The sequence below is a fragment of the Rhodobacteraceae bacterium D3-12 genome (assembly GCA_025916135.1).
Taxonomy (GTDB): domain Bacteria; phylum Pseudomonadota; class Alphaproteobacteria; order Rhodobacterales; family Rhodobacteraceae; genus JAKGBX01.
The window spans coordinates 4270697-4284803 of record CP104793.1 but is presented as its reverse complement, the minus strand read 5'-3'; the positions used below and the strand labels follow the sequence as shown (position 1 = coordinate 4284803).

Genomic DNA, 14107 nt, shown 5'->3' with positions numbered 1-14107 from the left:
ATAGGGAATAGAATGCGTCTTGTCACATCTCGGCTTTTGATGGCGCTTGCGTTGGCGATGACTGTTTTTCAGCTCATCGCCTCGCAGACGCCAATTCTGCCATCGGTTCTAGTACAAAATACCCACCTGGGAGTCGCACTTCAACTCGTGCTGCTTGGTAGCGCAATTGAGACTAGTAGCCGACTTCAGCGCTTTTGGCTTTTGTTGGTCGCACTTGTAGCTCTGGGCTGCACACTTTACGTTCAGATCAACTATGACGCCCTGATTGTAAATCAAGGGTTTCCGGGTCGTCTTGACGTGCTGGTCGGCATCGCACTGATTTTTGCCGTGCTGGAGACGGCCCGTCAACGTTGGGGTATGGCCCTACCATTGATTGCACTTGTCGCAGTTGCTTACAATTTGTGGGGCTACATGTTACCCACATCGGCCGCCGCCAGTCGCATCCCATTTGACACAGTGATTTCCAATCTATCGATCGGACTTTACAGCGGGCTTTATGGTCAATTCATGGCGATCTCTGCAAACTTTATATTTTTATTTATGGTTTTCGGCGGGTTGCTGCAATCTCTTGACGGGAATCGCGCCTTTATCGAGATCGGCAAGGCTGTAAGCCGTGCGTTTCCTGGGGGAGCAGGGCTGAGCGCTGTAATCAGTTCCAGTTTGATGGGTACTGTGACCGGCGCGGCCGTTGCCAATGTTGCCATCACTGGCAGCTATACGATCCCGATCATGAAGCGTGAAGGCTACGACCCCGCCACCGCTGGCGCGATAGAGGCTGCTGCCTCGACTGGCGGTCAACTGGTTCCGCCAGTTATGGGTTCGGTTGCGTTCATAATGGCTGCAGTACTTTCAGTCACATATTTCGAAGTGGTCGTCGCAGCTATAATCCCTGCCACACTGTTTTACTTGGCTCTTCTCGCAAGTGTTTACTTCAAATCGCGCCGGCTAGGCATCGTACGCCAAACGGTTGCTCCCGATCTACAGGTTTTGATCCGGTTTCTTCCAATTTTCGTAATTCCAACTGGCGTGTTGGTCTACTTTTTGGTCAATCTCTATTCTGTATCCTTTGCGGGTTTTTGGGCCATCGTCACTTTGGCTGCGACGCGCCTAGCGATGGTTTTTATTGATCTCGCCTGGATGCGTCCCGCACGCCCTTTCTACACTTTGGCGTTGGACCTGCGTACTTTCACGCTCAAGCTTCTGGACGGGATGGTGGAAGGAGCCAAGATGGGTGCAGGCATTGCTGTGATTATTGGTGCCATCGGGCTTCTAGCCGAATCTGTCACCGCTACTGGCGCAGCAGTACCGCTGGGATCCGCCATCGACTTCCTTTCAGGCGGCTCGATGTTTGTTGCGCTAATTCTAACCGCCGTAATGTGCATACTGCTGGGAGCAGGAATTCCTACCGTGGGTGCTTATGTGCTTGTCAGCGCCATTGCCGGACCTATCCTGACTGAAAGCGGCGTTGACATCTTTTCCGCCAACTTCTTTATTTTGTATTTTGCTGTGATGTCAGCAGTGACGCCACCTGTCGCCGCTGCAGCACTAGCTGCGAGCGCAATTGCCAGAGCCCCCTATTTCCGTACCGCATGGGAAGCAACCCGCCTCTGCATCATGCTATATGTATTGCCATTTCTTTTGGTCTATAACAGCAGCTTACTTATGCGTGGCGACTCTGTCGCCGGCTCGATCAAAGTTGGGCTTGCCGCTGCGTTCGCCTCTATACTGTTAGCTGCTGCAACCCAGGGATTCTGGCTCTCTACAATGAAGGTATGGGAGCGCATGGCGCTAGCGGCCAGCGCAGGATCGATAATCGCTGTGATCGTAGGGTTCAATCCGTTGTGGATGCTATTTGCTCTGACATTCACGATGTGGCCGACACTGGCGCAGCTTGCACGGCACAAGATTGCACAAGGCAAAATCTGACGGTGATTTTTTTCCTTAACGTCAGCACCAATGAACCGCGCTGGATTTGCCGGAGGCCCAAGAATAGGGATGCTGGATTGTGGAAAAAAACAAATGTGGAAACAGATATTCACCTGAAATACGCGAGCGGGCAGTACGGGTGAATTTCGAGCAGCAAAACGAAGTGGACCGCCAGTATGCTGCGATCATTGCTATGGCAACGGCATTGGCGACGTAAAGGCCGGTCATCACGCCCATGGCCACCATGCGCAATCTTTGCGGCATGGCTGATCTCTGGCGTTCACCGTCATCCAACCCGAGAACGTCTGGATCAACGCACCGGAAACGGAGCGGTTGTCCTACCGCGTCATTTCTCACACCACGCAGCAAACCCCTCATGGCTTGCCTGTAAATTCGGTGAGCTCTCCGAGGCATCGCTCTGAACCGCTTAATGAAAGCGACGGTCATATATCTCTCCAGAATGTCGCGTAGCCAGTCCAACCAACAGCGCTTGCGCTAATTCGCTTTCGTCTATGCCGACATTGCCGAAGTCGCTGTTCCTGCACTCAAATGGGATGAAGTGGTCATCGACCGAACCAACAGAGCATGGCATGAATTGTACGAAATGGCACAGCTCTTCCTACGCAATCGGTATCAAACAACAAGTGCAGGATCTGGACTTGGCACTGCGATGCTGTTTGAGATGAGCACGCTATTCGAAGAGTATGTCGGCCGGCTTATTAGACGTACATTGGCTGGCACAGAATTCCGGGTATCTCTTCAGGGTGGGCGGCTATTCTGCCTGACTTCGCTCGACGATAATCGAGGGGTTTTCTAAACAAAGCCTGATATTCTGATCAAGCAAAAAGATAAGTTCGTGCATGTGATCGACACGAAGTGGAAGCGGATCTACTCACGCGTTGACGATCGAAAACAGGGGGTTTCGCAAAGTGATGTTTACCAAATAATGGCTTTCGCGCACCTCTACGGTGCAGCGCGACTGACGCTGCCCTATCCACATCACGAAGACCTAACGATTGAAGAAGGCGTTCAGGCTCAATTTCGGATTTCAGGCCAGGATACGACCATTGAAACAGCGAGCATAAATGTTGCGAATGGCAACAACATTGCCGTCCGCTTGCGGAACATGCTTGTCGCGGCGAACGAAGAGGTGCTGATGTAGGACGTTTGCGTTGTACGCAGAAGAATTTAATTGCCTTCGCCAACCCGCCATCTGCCTAACCTTGCAGGCTTGGGTTGTGCAGCGGGTCGGGAGGACAGCTAAAAAGGCAGAAAATGCTAATAAATGCTAATAAATGCTAATAAATGCTAATAAATGCTAATACTGATTTAGGGGATTTCAAGCTGAACCCAAAAAATTGGACCAATTTGGCTTATGGTCTACTGATGTAGCAGATGGGCGGGACCAGCCCGATGATGGGCTCGGCGATGCTCGTTCAGCGCATCGCCAAGCCGAACGGTCACGAGGTGCCCTATGCCATCTAACCTACTACGTAAAAGGAGGGAGCCGGCTACTCAACTAGCCAAATCCCGCAAGTTGTTTTTGGCTAGTTGAGTATATAGCGCCCAAAAAATTCCTGCCATTAAGAACCAAAATATTCTAGACATTTCAGTGGGGGAGGGTCAGTTGACTATCCCGCACGCCATAGAGCGGCGGAGGGTCCTCGGGCAAGCCCGCCACATCTATCTTTCCCGCGAATTCCAGCGCCTCGGCGGCAAGGTTCCCGCCGGTGTCGACGATGGCTTTGATGCGCGGGTTCACCTCGGTCATGCGATCCAGCGCGGCGCGGGTAACTTCCGTCGCCGAGACATCGCGCCGGCGGATGCGCAGGGCCGTTTCGGCGGCCGACCAGAAAAAGATGTCTGTCATTCGGCCTCCTCCGTCTTCACGCGTTGCAGATGATGACGTTGCCAAAATCATCCACGGTGGCCACCTGCCCCGGCTCGACGATGATCGTCGTATCGGGCTGTTCCAGGATCGCCGGTCCTTTCAGGCTGTTGCCGATGGAGAGAGCGAGCCGGTCGTAGACCGTCGCCTCCTGCCACGCGCCGTCGGCGTACATCTGGCGGCTGCCGACGACCGCGTCCTCGGTCGTGCCGGTGGTTTGCGGCACCAGGACGCGCAGATCGAACCGTGGCCGTCGCCCGATGGCCGAGACCCGAAGATTCAGAACACGGATCGCCACGTTCTCCAGGTGGCTGCCGAAGGAGGTGTCATATGCGGTCTCGAAGGCGGACTGGATCGCGACACGATCCGATAGGGCCTCCAGTGGCAGGCCGACCGGCACCGTATGGGTCTGGCCAAGGTAGGACATGTCCAGCTCCACCACCACGTCGCGGGCCGTGAAGGTGATGCCGCCCTCGCCGAGCAGCGCCAGACCGGCCTCTGCCATCCCCTGCCCCTGCGCCGACAGTGCTTCGAAGTCCAGCGTGCCCAGCACCCCGTTCACGGTCTGCACCTGATCGTGACGCATGTCGGCGATGACGCAGCCAAGCGCTGAAGCGACGCCGGGATAAAGCGGCACCAGCGCGCTTTTCAACCCGACCTCGGTGATCAGCGCCCCGGCATGCAACGACCCGCCGCCACCGAAGGGCAGCGCGGAGAAGTCGCGGGGATCGTAACCGCGTTCAATCGATACCAGTCGCAGCGCCCCGGCGAGGCGGGCATTGGCGACCTTGAGGATCGCGGCAGCCGCTTCGATCATGTCGAGGCCTAGCGGTTCGCCCACATGCTTCGCGATGGCGCGACCCGCGGCCTCCACATCCAGCCGGGCGAGCTTACCGCCGATCGGGCGGTCGGCGTTGATCCGGCCCAGCACGACATTGGCGTCGGTGACGGTTGGGCGGTCATTTCCCTGCCCGTAGGCCACCGGCCCGGGAATGGAGCCCGCGCTTTCCGGCCCGATCTGCAGGATGCCCGCGTCATCGACCCATGCGATGGAGCCGCCGCCCGCGCCGATGGTCGAGATTTCGATCATCGGAGAGCGGACGACCATGCCGAAGTCGATCGAAGTTTGGGCGGCAAGATGGGTTTCCCCGCCTGCGATCAAGGACACGTCGAAGGAGGTGCCGCCCATGTCGCAGGTGATGACATCGGGGAACCCGGCGGCCGAGGCGATCTCGGCCGAGGCGATGACCCCGGCGGCCGGACCGGACAGAGCGGTGCGCACCGGCAGGCGGCTGGCCGTGTCGACGGTCATCACGCCCCCGTTCGACTGGACGATCAGCAGATCGCCACCAAAGCCCTCTTCCTTGAGCCGGTCGTTGAGCTTTTCGAGGTAAGAGGCCACTACCGGCTGCAAGTATCCGTTCAGCGCGGCGGTCGAGGTGCGCTCGAATTCCCGTATCTCGGGCAGCAGGCGGGAGGCGGCGGTCAGGTGCTGGTTGGGCCAGATGTCCGCCAGGGCCTCCAGCGCCTCTTCCTCGTGCGCCGTGTTCGCATAAGCGTTGACGAAGGCGACGATGACGGCCTGGGCGCCCCGGTCCAGCAGGGTCTGTGCCGCCGCCTTCAACGCCTCGCGATCAAGCGGCGTGTCGACTGTGCCGTCCGCGAGGATGCGTTCGGGCACCTCCACGCGCATGTCGCGAGTGATCACCGGTTCATAGGCGCCGCGTAGGCCCCAGGTTGCGGGCCGGTCCCGGCGACGCATCTCCAGCACGTCGCGGAATCCGGCTGTGGTGATAAGCCCGCACTTGGCGCCCTTCCGTTCTAGCAGGGCGTTGGTCCCGACGGTGGTGCCGTGCACGATGGTGCCGACGCTGGCAAGGTCGGTGCCGTTGCGCGACAGCCCGTCGAGGAAGCCGTCGGCCTCGCGCCCGCGAGTGGATGGTACCTTGACCACGTCGATCGCCCCGGTGGCCTCGTCGAGGAAGAAGAGGTCGGTGAACGTGCCGCCGACGTCCACGCCGATCACAGTCGTCTTGTCAGTCATTTCCGTTGGTATCCTTGGTTGCGATATAGCCGAGGGCAATGTCCCGCGCTGTCAGGGTGGGGTCACGGTCGGCCGGGTTGCCCCAGCCGCCGCCGCCGGGGGTCTCCAGTCGGACCCGCTGGCCGCGCGTCAGTTTCAGCCCGGTCATCTTGGAGGTCATCGCCGGTTCGGTGACGCCCCCCTGCCCGTCGGGATGGGTAAAGCGGTTGCGCGCGGCGGCCCCGCCGCCGTTGACGCCCGGAGGCGGCGTGCGCCCGCGTTCGCCAAAGAGGAAGGCCTGCGCCTCCTCGGCCAGAAGCTCGATCTCGTAGACGGCACCGAGGCCACCGCGATGTTCGCCGGCGCCGCCGGAATCCGGCCGCAGCGCCCATTCGGTGAACTTCACCGGATAAGCGGCCTCGAGGATTTCCAGCGGCGGGATGGTCGCGGTGGAGATCGGCGCGTTGCCATGGTTTAGCCCGTCACCGTCGCTGTGGCCGCCATGCCCGCCGCCGAAGAAGGAGAACATGACCCAGCGTTGCCCGTTCGCGCCATGTCCCGAGATCGACAGCGCATTGATCGTGCCGTAGGCGGGCGCGGGTGCGATGTCCGGCGCGGCCTGGCCGAAGCATTGGAACACCACGTCGATCAGCCGCAGGATAGTTTCCGTATACCCCCCACCGGACGCGGTGCGCCGGCGCAGAGCAGGCTGCCCTCGGGCAGGATGATCTCGACCGGATCGAGGACGCCACCGTTCGCGGGCACATCCGGGAAGACGTGTTTTAGCGCGACATAGCAGGCGGCCTCGGCAGTGGAGCGGGAGATGTTCAGCGGCCCCATACACTGTTCGGAGGTGCCGGTGAAATCCAGCACCAGCCGGTCGCCCTCGACTCGGGTTTCGAGGCTGATCTGCATCTGCCAGTCGGTGATGCCGTCATTGTCGAGGTAGTCGGTCGCGGACCAGCTGCCGTCGGGCAGCCCCGCGATCCGGGCGCGCATCAGCACGGCACCGCGATCGCGCAGGGTGGAAAGCGCGCCGCTGACCGTATCCGCTCCGTATTCGTCCAGCAGCGCATCCATCCGCCGGATGCCCAGTTGCAGCGCGTTCACCTGGCCGTTCATGTCGCCGTAGACGCTGCGCGGCAGGCGGGAGTTGGCGCTGAGGATCGTCACGATGTCGGGGTTAAGTGTCCCTGCGGTGTAAAGCTTGACCGGCGGGATCAGCATACCCTCCTGGAAGCTCTCGGTCGCGACGGGGTTGTAGTTACCCGGAACGTTGCCGCCCACATCGTGCCAGTGCCCGACGGATGCGATCCAGCAGAACAGCGCGCCATCGCGGAAGTAGGGGCGAACCAGCTTGAAGTCGGAGAGGTGCGTACCGCCATCATAGGGATCGTTGAAGATATAGACATCGCCTTCGGACAGGTTGCCATCCGCGCGAACCTTCTCGATTACGGCGCGGGTGGCGTGCGCCATCGCGCCGACAAAGATCGGCAGGCCGGATTTCCCCTGTATCAGGGTATCACCCGTTTCAGCATGGTAGAGACCATGGCTGGCATCATGGGCCTCGGCGATGATCGGGTTGAAGGCAGAGCGGAACAGGGTCGCGTCCATCTCGTCCGCGATCTGTTCAAGGCGTCCCTTGAGAACGGCCAGCGTGATCGGGTTAAGCTCGGTCATAGGCAGCTCCTATTCTTCGTAGGTCTTGCCGCGGGCGATGAACCCCGGCGTGTCTAGAACATCGTTCAAGGACTGGAAATCGTGCATGCGGTCGGCAAAGGGTCGGGTCGTGCCATGTTCGTGCAGCGAGGCAAAGAAGGCCTGTCCGGCCCAGGCCAGTGCCCGGACGAAGGCGCCGGGGAAGATGACCATGGAATACCCCATCTCCTGCAGGTCATGGGCGGAGGACAGGGGCGTCTTGCCGCCTTCGACCATGTTGGCCATCAGCGGGATCCTGTGGCCCAGCTTTTCGCCGACCATCTGCAACGCATCGGTGGTGGGCGGCGCTTCGACAAAGAGCATGTCCGCCCCGGCCTCGATATAGGCTTCGGCGCGCTCCAGCGCGGCCTCCATCCCCTCGACCGCGACAGCGTCAGTCCGGGCCACGATCAGCATGTCGGAATCGCCGCGCGCATCGTCAGCGGCTCGCAGCTTGCCGGTCATGGCGGCTGTCGTGATCAGTTGCTTGTTGTCGAGATGGCCGCACCGCTTGGGGAAGGTCTGGTCCTCGATCTGGATCGCGCCCGCCCCGGATGTCCGGTAGGACTGCACCGTGCGCTGCACGTTCAGCGCGTTGCCAAACCCGGTGTCGCCATCGACGATCAGCGGCAGGTCCACCCGATCTGCAATGGCGCGCAGGGTCTGTGCCATCTCGTTCATGCCGACGAGGCCGATGTCCGGCAGACCGAAGCGGGTGTAGCTGACCGAGGCGCCGGACAGGTAGGCGGCCTCGAACCCGGCCTGCTGGATCAGCAGGGCCGACAGGGCATCGTAGCAGCCCGGGGCGATAAGTATCTCAGGCCTCGACAGCCGTTCGCGAAGTGTCATCTGGTCCTCGTCTTTTCGAGGTGGGAGAGGAGCCCGCCGGCGGAGACGATCTCCATCAGCCGGGCGGGAATGGGGTCGCAGGCATGGACGCGGCCCGAAGGTTCGGTCGCGGTGCCGGCCATCGGGTCCACGGTCAGCCGGGTGCCCGCCGGAATTTCATGTGCCGTTGGGCAGACCAGTACGGGCAGCCCGAGGTTCAGCGCATTGCGATAAAAAATGCGGGCGAAGGACCGCGCAAGGACACAGGACACCCCGTTCAGCAGCAGACAGCTCGCAGCCTGCTCGCGGGAACTGCCAGAGCCGAACTCGAATCCGGCGGTGACGATGTCGCCCGCCTTTACGCGGGTCGTGAACTCCGGGTCGACGGCTTCGAGGCAATGGCGGGCCATCTCCTCGATTGTAACCTTCATGTAGGCGCCGGGCGACAGCAGGTCGGTGTCGATCTTGTCGCCGAAGGCATGGGTAAGGCCGGAAACCGTCATGACAGCATCTCCCGCGGGTCGGTGATCTCGCCCGCGACGGCGGCCGCGGCGACGGTGTAGGGCGAAGCAAGATAGACATCCGCCCCGGCAGATCCCATACGGCCGCGGAAGTTGCGGGAGGTGGACGCGATGCAGACCTCCCCGTCCGCGAGGATACCGGCCCCCATTCCGGCGCAGGCGCCGCAGCCGGAGGGCAGCATGATCGCGCCCGCCTCGGTCAAGATCTCCAGCGTACCGTCCTTTGCCGCCTCAGTTGTCACGCGGGTCGAGGCGGGGGCCAGCAGCAGGCGTATGTCCGCGGCGACCTTGCGACCCTTCAGGATCTCGGCGGCCATGTGCAGGTGCCCTCCAGCTTGGCGCCGGTGCAGGCCCCGATATAGGCCTGCGTAATCCGCTGACCTCGGCAAGCGCCGACCGGATGGGTGTTGGCCGGCGAGTGCGGCGCGGCCACCTGCGGCGCAAGGGCGGGCGTGTCGATGACAACCTCCCGCTCGATTTCCGCGTCGGGATCGGCCTGCAGTTCCAGCGGGCCGACGCCGACCCCGAACCTTTCGAGCCAGGCGCGGGTCGTTGCATCGGGCGCGATGAGCCCCGTCTTGGCCCCGAGTTCGGCGGACATGTTGCACAAGGTCATGCGCTCGGGCATCGACATGGCAGAGACGGCCTCGCCACAGTATTCCGCGGTCCGGTAGGACATCAAAACCGGATCCACCGTGGCGCAGAGATGGAGCATGATGTCCTTGGCACTGACCCCGCGCGGCAGGCGACCGTCGCAGCGGAAGCGGACCGTCGTAGGCACTCGTAGCCAGGTCTCGCCGGTGACCAGCACACCCAGCATGTCGGTTGCCCCCATGCCGACCATGAAGGCGCCCCAGGCACCGCCAGTACAGGAGTGACTGTCGCCTCCGACAGCCATCATGCCGGGCTGGATCAGCCCGTTTTCAGGCAGGACTACATGGCAGATGCCCTTCATATCGTAGAAACGGCGGATCTGCGTTTCCTTCACCCACTTGCGGGTCAGGTCGAGGATCGCTGCGCTGTCCGCATCCACCGCCGGGACGAAGTGGTCCGAGACGACCACGATCTTGTCAGGATTCCAGACCTGCGCGCCCAACTGCTCCAACATCGGCTTGACCCGGCGCGGCCCGCCGGAATCGTGCATCATCGCCAGGTCGACGGAGACCATCACAATCTCGCCCGGGCGAACGCTGTCGCGGCCCGAGGCGCGGGCAAGAATCTTTTCGCTGAGGGTGGCAGGAGGTATGGACATCGAAACTCTTTCTTATTGCCCTATTGTTATACCAATAGGGCATTTGTCAAACGGATGGCGCGACGGCGGCTGCACCGATCTGCGCAAGCGCCTCATCACAAGTCATCAAGGGGCTGACGGTGGAGAGGGAAGCGATAGTGACGTCGTGGACCTCGGGGCGGAAGGCGCCGCACCCGTCGCTCAGCAGGATCGTCTCGAAGTCGCGCACATGGGCGCCACGCAGGGTCGCCGCCACGCCTCCGTTGGTGACGATGCCGCACACGATCAGGCGCTTCAGACCGGCGCGGCGCAGCACCAGTTCCAGCCGCGACATATAGAATGCGGAATAGGCGACCTTCTCGACGATGAAATCTGCGGGGGCCAGCGTGTCGACCAGCGAATGTCCCCAGCTGCCCGGCGCAAAGTCGCCCTTGCCAAGGAAGGGGCGCAGGGATTTCAGGTGCGGGGCGATCAGGGGCTCGTCGTGCCGGCCGGGAACGAGAGTGAACTGGGTGGACACGACAGACCCGCCGGCGGCCCGCAGAGCCGCGGCGACCGGCGCGATCCGCTCCGGCAGGGCGGCGATCGCGTCGCTGCCCTGACCGGCGCGGCCATAGGCACCTTCAGGGTGCAGGAAGTCATTCTGTAGATCGACGATCAGCAGGGCGGTCTCGGCAAGGGATACCGACATATGGAGTGTCCTTGTTTGGCGCTAGGTTTCCGTCGTCGTCCAGGACTGAGCCGCGCCGACAGCCTCTTCGCCCATGGTCATGTGATATTGAAAGCGGTCCGTCCGGTAGAGGATACGAAGGTATTCGACGGGCCGTTGCGCGCTGTCATGCACCACCCGGTTGATGGCCAGAAGCGGGGTGCCGACCGCAACATCCAGCGCCGGGGCGGTCTGGGGATCGGCAAGGCTGGCGAAAAAACTCTGCTCTGCGCTGCCGACTGTCACACCGGCGTTTCGCAGCAGTTCCATCATGGAATAGCGGCCCATGGTGTCTGCGTCGAATTTCTCGCCGATGTCCTGAGGCAGGAAAGATGTCAGGTAGGAGAAGGGTTCGCCTTTGAAGCTGCGCACCCGGACGGCCCACTGGACCTTCGCCTCCGCGTCGAGATCGAGCGCATGGCGCACATCCGGTGGCGGAGAAACAAAACCGAACTCCAGCACCCGGACCTGCGTCCGGGCCCCCATGTCATTGAGGCTCCGCAACAGGCCGCCGATGCCCGTCGCGACGGGCCGGTTGACCGCCCCGCCGATCACCCGCGTCCCTGCACCGCGTCGCCGTTCCAAGAGGCCCTGCTGGGCAAGGTCATTGATCGCCCGTGAGACGGTAATGCGTGACACGTTGAATTCACGCGACAGCTCGAGTTCCGAGGGAATGCGGCCATCCTGGCCGTAGTACCCGGCCTCAATCCGCTCTCTCAGTACCAGGGTGACCTGGTGATAGAGAGGCGTCACGATGTTGTGTGATGACGGCATCTGGTGTCCCCTTGTCCTCTGGTCCAGTCAGGCTGGCACGTCCAGTTTGAGTACGCGGATTGCAGTTTCTCCCAGCAGATTATCCATTGCTGGCTGCGGAATATCCAGTTCGTGAAGTTCGCTGAGCGACTGGGTGATGGTCTGCACGGGCCAGTCGGTCCCCCACATCACCTTTTGGTCCCCGTCCATCGTGGCAAATCCGCGCCCGGCGCAGTAGTCGATAAAGTGCTGGGTCCAGGTGCTGGGCGGATGCGCGTCGGCGATGATGTAGACGTTCTCGTGGCACATGGCCGCGCTGGTCATCTCGAAATCGTAGGGCACACCGATGTGCAGTCCGATCAGCGTCAACTCGGGGAAGTCGAAGGCAGCATCCTCGAGCCATTCGGGCCGGGCGCAGAGCTTGCCCCCGAACGCGGCGACTGGCGCCCGACCTGCAGGGTGATCGGCACGCCGAGTTCGCAACATTTGGCGTAGATCGGCCAATAGGTGCGGTCGTTGATCGGCACGCCAAACCAGTGCGGATATACGTGCACGCCCTTGAAGCCCAGTTCCTTGACCGCATATTCGATGTAGCGCAGCGTCTCCATCCCACCCAGCGGGTTAATCCCGACCCAGCCAAAGAAGCGGTCCGGGTATTCCTGGAGCACTGGATAGACCTCGTCGACATGGGTCTGAAGCAGTTCACCCTTCACCCCGTTCTGGACGGTGTTTGAGATGATGCCGGTCATTGCGACACCGTTTGCGTCCATCTCGGCGATATAGGCCTCGGGGTTGATCGCCTTGGCGTTTTCCTTGTCGATGCCCAGCACGTCATAGAGCTTCAGCTGCGTGTGCGGCTTGAAGTTGGTGCTGATGTCGATGATGCGTCCCATATGTGTGTCCTTCGTCAGATCAGTGGTCGCCGTCACGGGTGACGGATTCATGCCAGGGAGTGATGTATCGGCGCAGCATGACGACCGCGAAGTAGAGGATCAGGCCCAGAACGGTCAATAGGCCGATCACCCCGAACATCGTCGTCACGTCGAAGGCGTTCAGCGTCGCCACAGCCAGATAGCCAAGGCCTTTGCTGCCGCCAAGATATTCGCCGACGATGGCCCCGATGGTGGCCAGAACGATCCCAACCTCCATGCCCGTTAGGATGAAGGGCAGCGCGTTCTTCAGCTCGACCTCGTAGAAGGTCTGCCAACGCGAGGCATTGAGGGCCAGCATCACGTCCCGATGGCCCCGCTCTACCGACTTCATCCCTAGGATCGTGTTCGTCATGATCGGGAAGAAGGCGATGACCGCCGCCAGGACGACCTTGGAGGTCGGGCCGAAGCCGAACCAGACGATGAACAGCGGGATCAGCGCCACCTTGGGCATGACCTGAAGCCCGACGATTAGCGGGTTCAGCGTGCGCTCCAGCCAGCGGACCTTGCCGAGGATGCCGCCGAAGACGATGCCGATGATGACCGCCAGGACGAAGCCCAGAACGGTCTCGTAGACGGTTATGCCAATGTGCGAATAGGTGCGCGGATCCGCCAGCAGGACCAGCGTCGCGTCCCAGACAGCGCCCGGACCGGGCAGGATGAAAGGCGACACCTCAAAGATGGTGACATAGGCGTGCCAAAGAAGGATCAGCAATGCCAGCAGAAGCGGTGTCGCGATCCAGGATGCGTATTTTCCCATGGTCTTCTCTCTTCCCGGTCAGGCAAAGGAATCCAGTCGCTGGCGCAGCGCCAACTCGTGGCTCTGGAATTCCGGCGAGGACTGGACGTAGGTGTTACGGGGACGGTCGATGCCGATGTCGGTCATGGTGTCCATCCGGCCGGGGCGCGGCGACAGCAGGAGCACGCGGTCGGCCAAGAAGACCGCCTCGCGGATCGAATGGGTGACGAGGATGACGGTGCAGCCCGTCTCCATCCAGATGCGCTGGAGTTCGAGGTTCATCGCGTCGCGGGTCATCGCGTCGAGTGCGCCGAAGGGTTCGTCCATCAGCAGGATCTGCGGCTGGGTTGACAGGGCGCGGGCGATGGCGGCGCGCTGTCGCATTCCACCGGACAGCTGATTGGGCCAGCGGGCCTCGAAGCCCTCGATGCCCAACGTCGCGCACAGCTCGCGGGCGCGGGCCAGCCGTTCCGCCTTGCCGACGCCGCGCAGTTTCAGCGGCAGGGCAATGTTTTCCTCGATGGTCATCCAGGGGAAAAGGTTCGCCTCCTCGAAGACGACGCCAAGCTCCTCCATCGCCCGGTCGTTGCGGGTGTTCCTGTTCCACAGCGGGTTGCCGTCGATGGTGACAGAGCCGCCCGTGGGCTTAAGCAGCCCGGCGATGATCCGCAGCAAGGTGGTCTTGCCGCAGCCCGAGGGCCCGAGCAGGACGAGGAACTCTCCCTTCGCGATGTCGAGGTCCACCTCCGTCAGGGCCAGAACCGAATGGTCGCGCGTCTGGTACCGTTGTTCGACACCGTCGAGGCGGATCATCGGTCGGGCCGTGTCGGACGCCTCTGAGGCCGTCTGGTTGAGGGTCATA

General features: G+C 61.6%; 14 protein-coding genes and 2 pseudogenes. 2 read left to right on the top strand and 14 right to left on the bottom strand.

The genetic code is table 11. The features are described 5' to 3' along the window. Positions 1-12: 12 nt before the first annotated feature. Positions 13-1926 carry a TRAP transporter fused permease subunit gene (locus N4R57_20955; GenBank protein ID UYV37380.1) on the top strand — a complete coding sequence of 638 codons (1914 nt, stop codon included), beginning with the start codon at positions 13-15 and terminating at the stop codon, positions 1924-1926. A gap of 21 nt (positions 1927-1947) precedes the next feature. Here the strand turns inward: N4R57_20955 and N4R57_20950 are convergent, their stop codons facing one another. Then, positions 1948-2220, bottom strand: a complete 273-nt coding sequence (locus N4R57_20950) for a hypothetical protein (protein ID UYV37379.1) — start codon at positions 2218-2220, stop codon at positions 1948-1950. A 223-nt stretch (positions 2221-2443) separates the two neighbouring features. Here N4R57_20950 and N4R57_20945 point away from each other — a divergent pair. Continuing rightward, positions 2444-3088: pseudogene (locus tag N4R57_20945) on the top strand (McrC family protein). A gap of 447 nt (positions 3089-3535) precedes the next feature. Here N4R57_20945 and N4R57_20940 read toward each other — a convergent pair. The 13 genes and pseudogenes from N4R57_20940 to N4R57_20880 form a co-directional block, all read right to left on the bottom strand. Beyond that, positions 3536-3796, bottom strand: coding sequence for a hypothetical protein (locus N4R57_20940; GenBank protein UYV37378.1), 261 nt, complete (start codon positions 3794-3796; stop codon positions 3536-3538). A 16-nt stretch (positions 3797-3812) separates the two neighbouring features. After that, positions 3813-5858 carry a hydantoinase/oxoprolinase family protein gene (locus N4R57_20935; GenBank protein UYV37377.1) on the bottom strand — a complete coding sequence of 682 codons (2046 nt, stop codon included), beginning with the start codon at positions 5856-5858 and terminating at the stop codon, positions 3813-3815. Further along, a pseudogene (locus N4R57_20930) lies at positions 5851-7517 on the bottom strand (hydantoinase B/oxoprolinase family protein). The gene N4R57_20935 and the pseudogene N4R57_20930 overlap by 8 nt, the downstream one beginning before the upstream one ends. A gap of 9 nt (positions 7518-7526) precedes the next feature. Then, positions 7527-8384, bottom strand: coding sequence for an isocitrate lyase/phosphoenolpyruvate mutase family protein (locus N4R57_20925; GenBank protein ID UYV37376.1), 858 nt, complete (start codon positions 8382-8384; stop codon positions 7527-7529). Further along, entirely contained in the window at positions 8381-8866 is a 486-nt protein-coding gene (locus tag N4R57_20920; GenBank protein ID UYV37375.1) for a 3-isopropylmalate dehydratase, read from the bottom strand. The genes N4R57_20925 and N4R57_20920 overlap by 4 nt, the downstream gene beginning before the upstream one ends. After that, on the bottom strand, positions 8863-9201 hold the full coding sequence (locus N4R57_20915; GenBank protein ID UYV37374.1) for an aconitase family protein: 339 nt from the start codon (positions 9199-9201) through the stop codon (positions 8863-8865). Before N4R57_20915 ends, N4R57_20920 begins: the two co-directional genes overlap by 4 nt. Beyond that, positions 9183-10136, bottom strand: a complete 954-nt coding sequence (locus N4R57_20910; protein ID UYV37373.1) for an aconitase family protein — start codon at positions 10134-10136, stop codon at positions 9183-9185. Before N4R57_20910 ends, N4R57_20915 begins: the two co-directional genes overlap by 19 nt. A gap of 46 nt (positions 10137-10182) precedes the next feature. Next, entirely contained in the window at positions 10183-10806 is a 624-nt protein-coding gene (locus N4R57_20905; protein ID UYV37372.1) for a cysteine hydrolase, read from the bottom strand. A gap of 21 nt (positions 10807-10827) precedes the next feature. Beyond that, a complete protein-coding gene (locus N4R57_20900; protein UYV37371.1) occupies positions 10828-11598 on the bottom strand; it encodes a GntR family transcriptional regulator in 771 nt (256 codons plus the stop codon). 27 nt (positions 11599-11625) lie between these two features. Beyond that, on the bottom strand, positions 11626-11946 hold the full coding sequence (locus N4R57_20895) for an amidohydrolase family protein (protein UYV37370.1): 321 nt from the start codon (positions 11944-11946) through the stop codon (positions 11626-11628). Next, entirely contained in the window at positions 11943-12470 is a 528-nt protein-coding gene (locus N4R57_20890; GenBank protein UYV37369.1) for an amidohydrolase family protein, read from the bottom strand. The genes N4R57_20895 and N4R57_20890 overlap by 4 nt, the downstream gene beginning before the upstream one ends. Positions 12471-12489: 19 nt before the next feature. After that, on the bottom strand, positions 12490-13266 hold the full coding sequence (locus N4R57_20885) for an ABC transporter permease (GenBank protein UYV37368.1): 777 nt from the start codon (positions 13264-13266) through the stop codon (positions 12490-12492). An 18-nt stretch (positions 13267-13284) separates the two neighbouring features. Then, positions 13285-14106 carry an ABC transporter ATP-binding protein gene (locus N4R57_20880; protein UYV37367.1) on the bottom strand — a complete coding sequence of 274 codons (822 nt, stop codon included), beginning with the start codon at positions 14104-14106 and terminating at the stop codon, positions 13285-13287. Position 14107: the final 1 nt, after the last annotated feature.

Excerpts from the sequence above, each read along its gene's own strand:
- N4R57_20955 (UYV37380.1), top strand. The coding sequence starts at position 13 with ATGCGTCTTGTCACATCTCGGCTTTTGATGGCGCTTGCGTTGGCGATG.
- N4R57_20920 (UYV37375.1), bottom strand. The coding sequence starts at position 8,866 with ATGACGGTTTCCGGCCTTACCCATGCCTTCGGCGACAAGATCGACACC.
- N4R57_20925 (UYV37376.1), bottom strand. The coding sequence starts at position 8,384 with ATGACACTTCGCGAACGGCTGTCGAGGCCTGAGATACTTATCGCCCCG.
- N4R57_20910 (UYV37373.1), bottom strand. The coding sequence starts at position 10,136 with ATGTCCATACCTCCTGCCACCCTCAGCGAAAAGATTCTTGCCCGCGCC.
- N4R57_20935 (UYV37377.1), bottom strand. The coding sequence starts at position 5,858 with ATGACTGACAAGACGACTGTGATCGGCGTGGACGTCGGCGGCACGTTC.
- N4R57_20890 (UYV37369.1), bottom strand. The coding sequence starts at position 12,470 with ATGGGACGCATCATCGACATCAGCACCAACTTCAAGCCGCACACGCAG.
- N4R57_20885 (UYV37368.1), bottom strand. The coding sequence starts at position 13,266 with ATGGGAAAATACGCATCCTGGATCGCGACACCGCTTCTGCTGGCATTG.
- N4R57_20940 (UYV37378.1), bottom strand. The coding sequence starts at position 3,796 with ATGACAGACATCTTTTTCTGGTCGGCCGCCGAAACGGCCCTGCGCATC.
- N4R57_20915 (UYV37374.1), bottom strand. The coding sequence starts at position 9,201 with ATGGCCGCCGAGATCCTGAAGGGTCGCAAGGTCGCCGCGGACATACGC.
- N4R57_20900 (UYV37371.1), bottom strand. The coding sequence starts at position 11,598 with ATGCCGTCATCACACAACATCGTGACGCCTCTCTATCACCAGGTCACC.
- N4R57_20880 (UYV37367.1), bottom strand. The coding sequence starts at position 14,106 with ATGACCCTCAACCAGACGGCCTCAGAGGCGTCCGACACGGCCCGACCG.
- N4R57_20905 (UYV37372.1), bottom strand. The coding sequence starts at position 10,806 with ATGTCGGTATCCCTTGCCGAGACCGCCCTGCTGATCGTCGATCTACAG.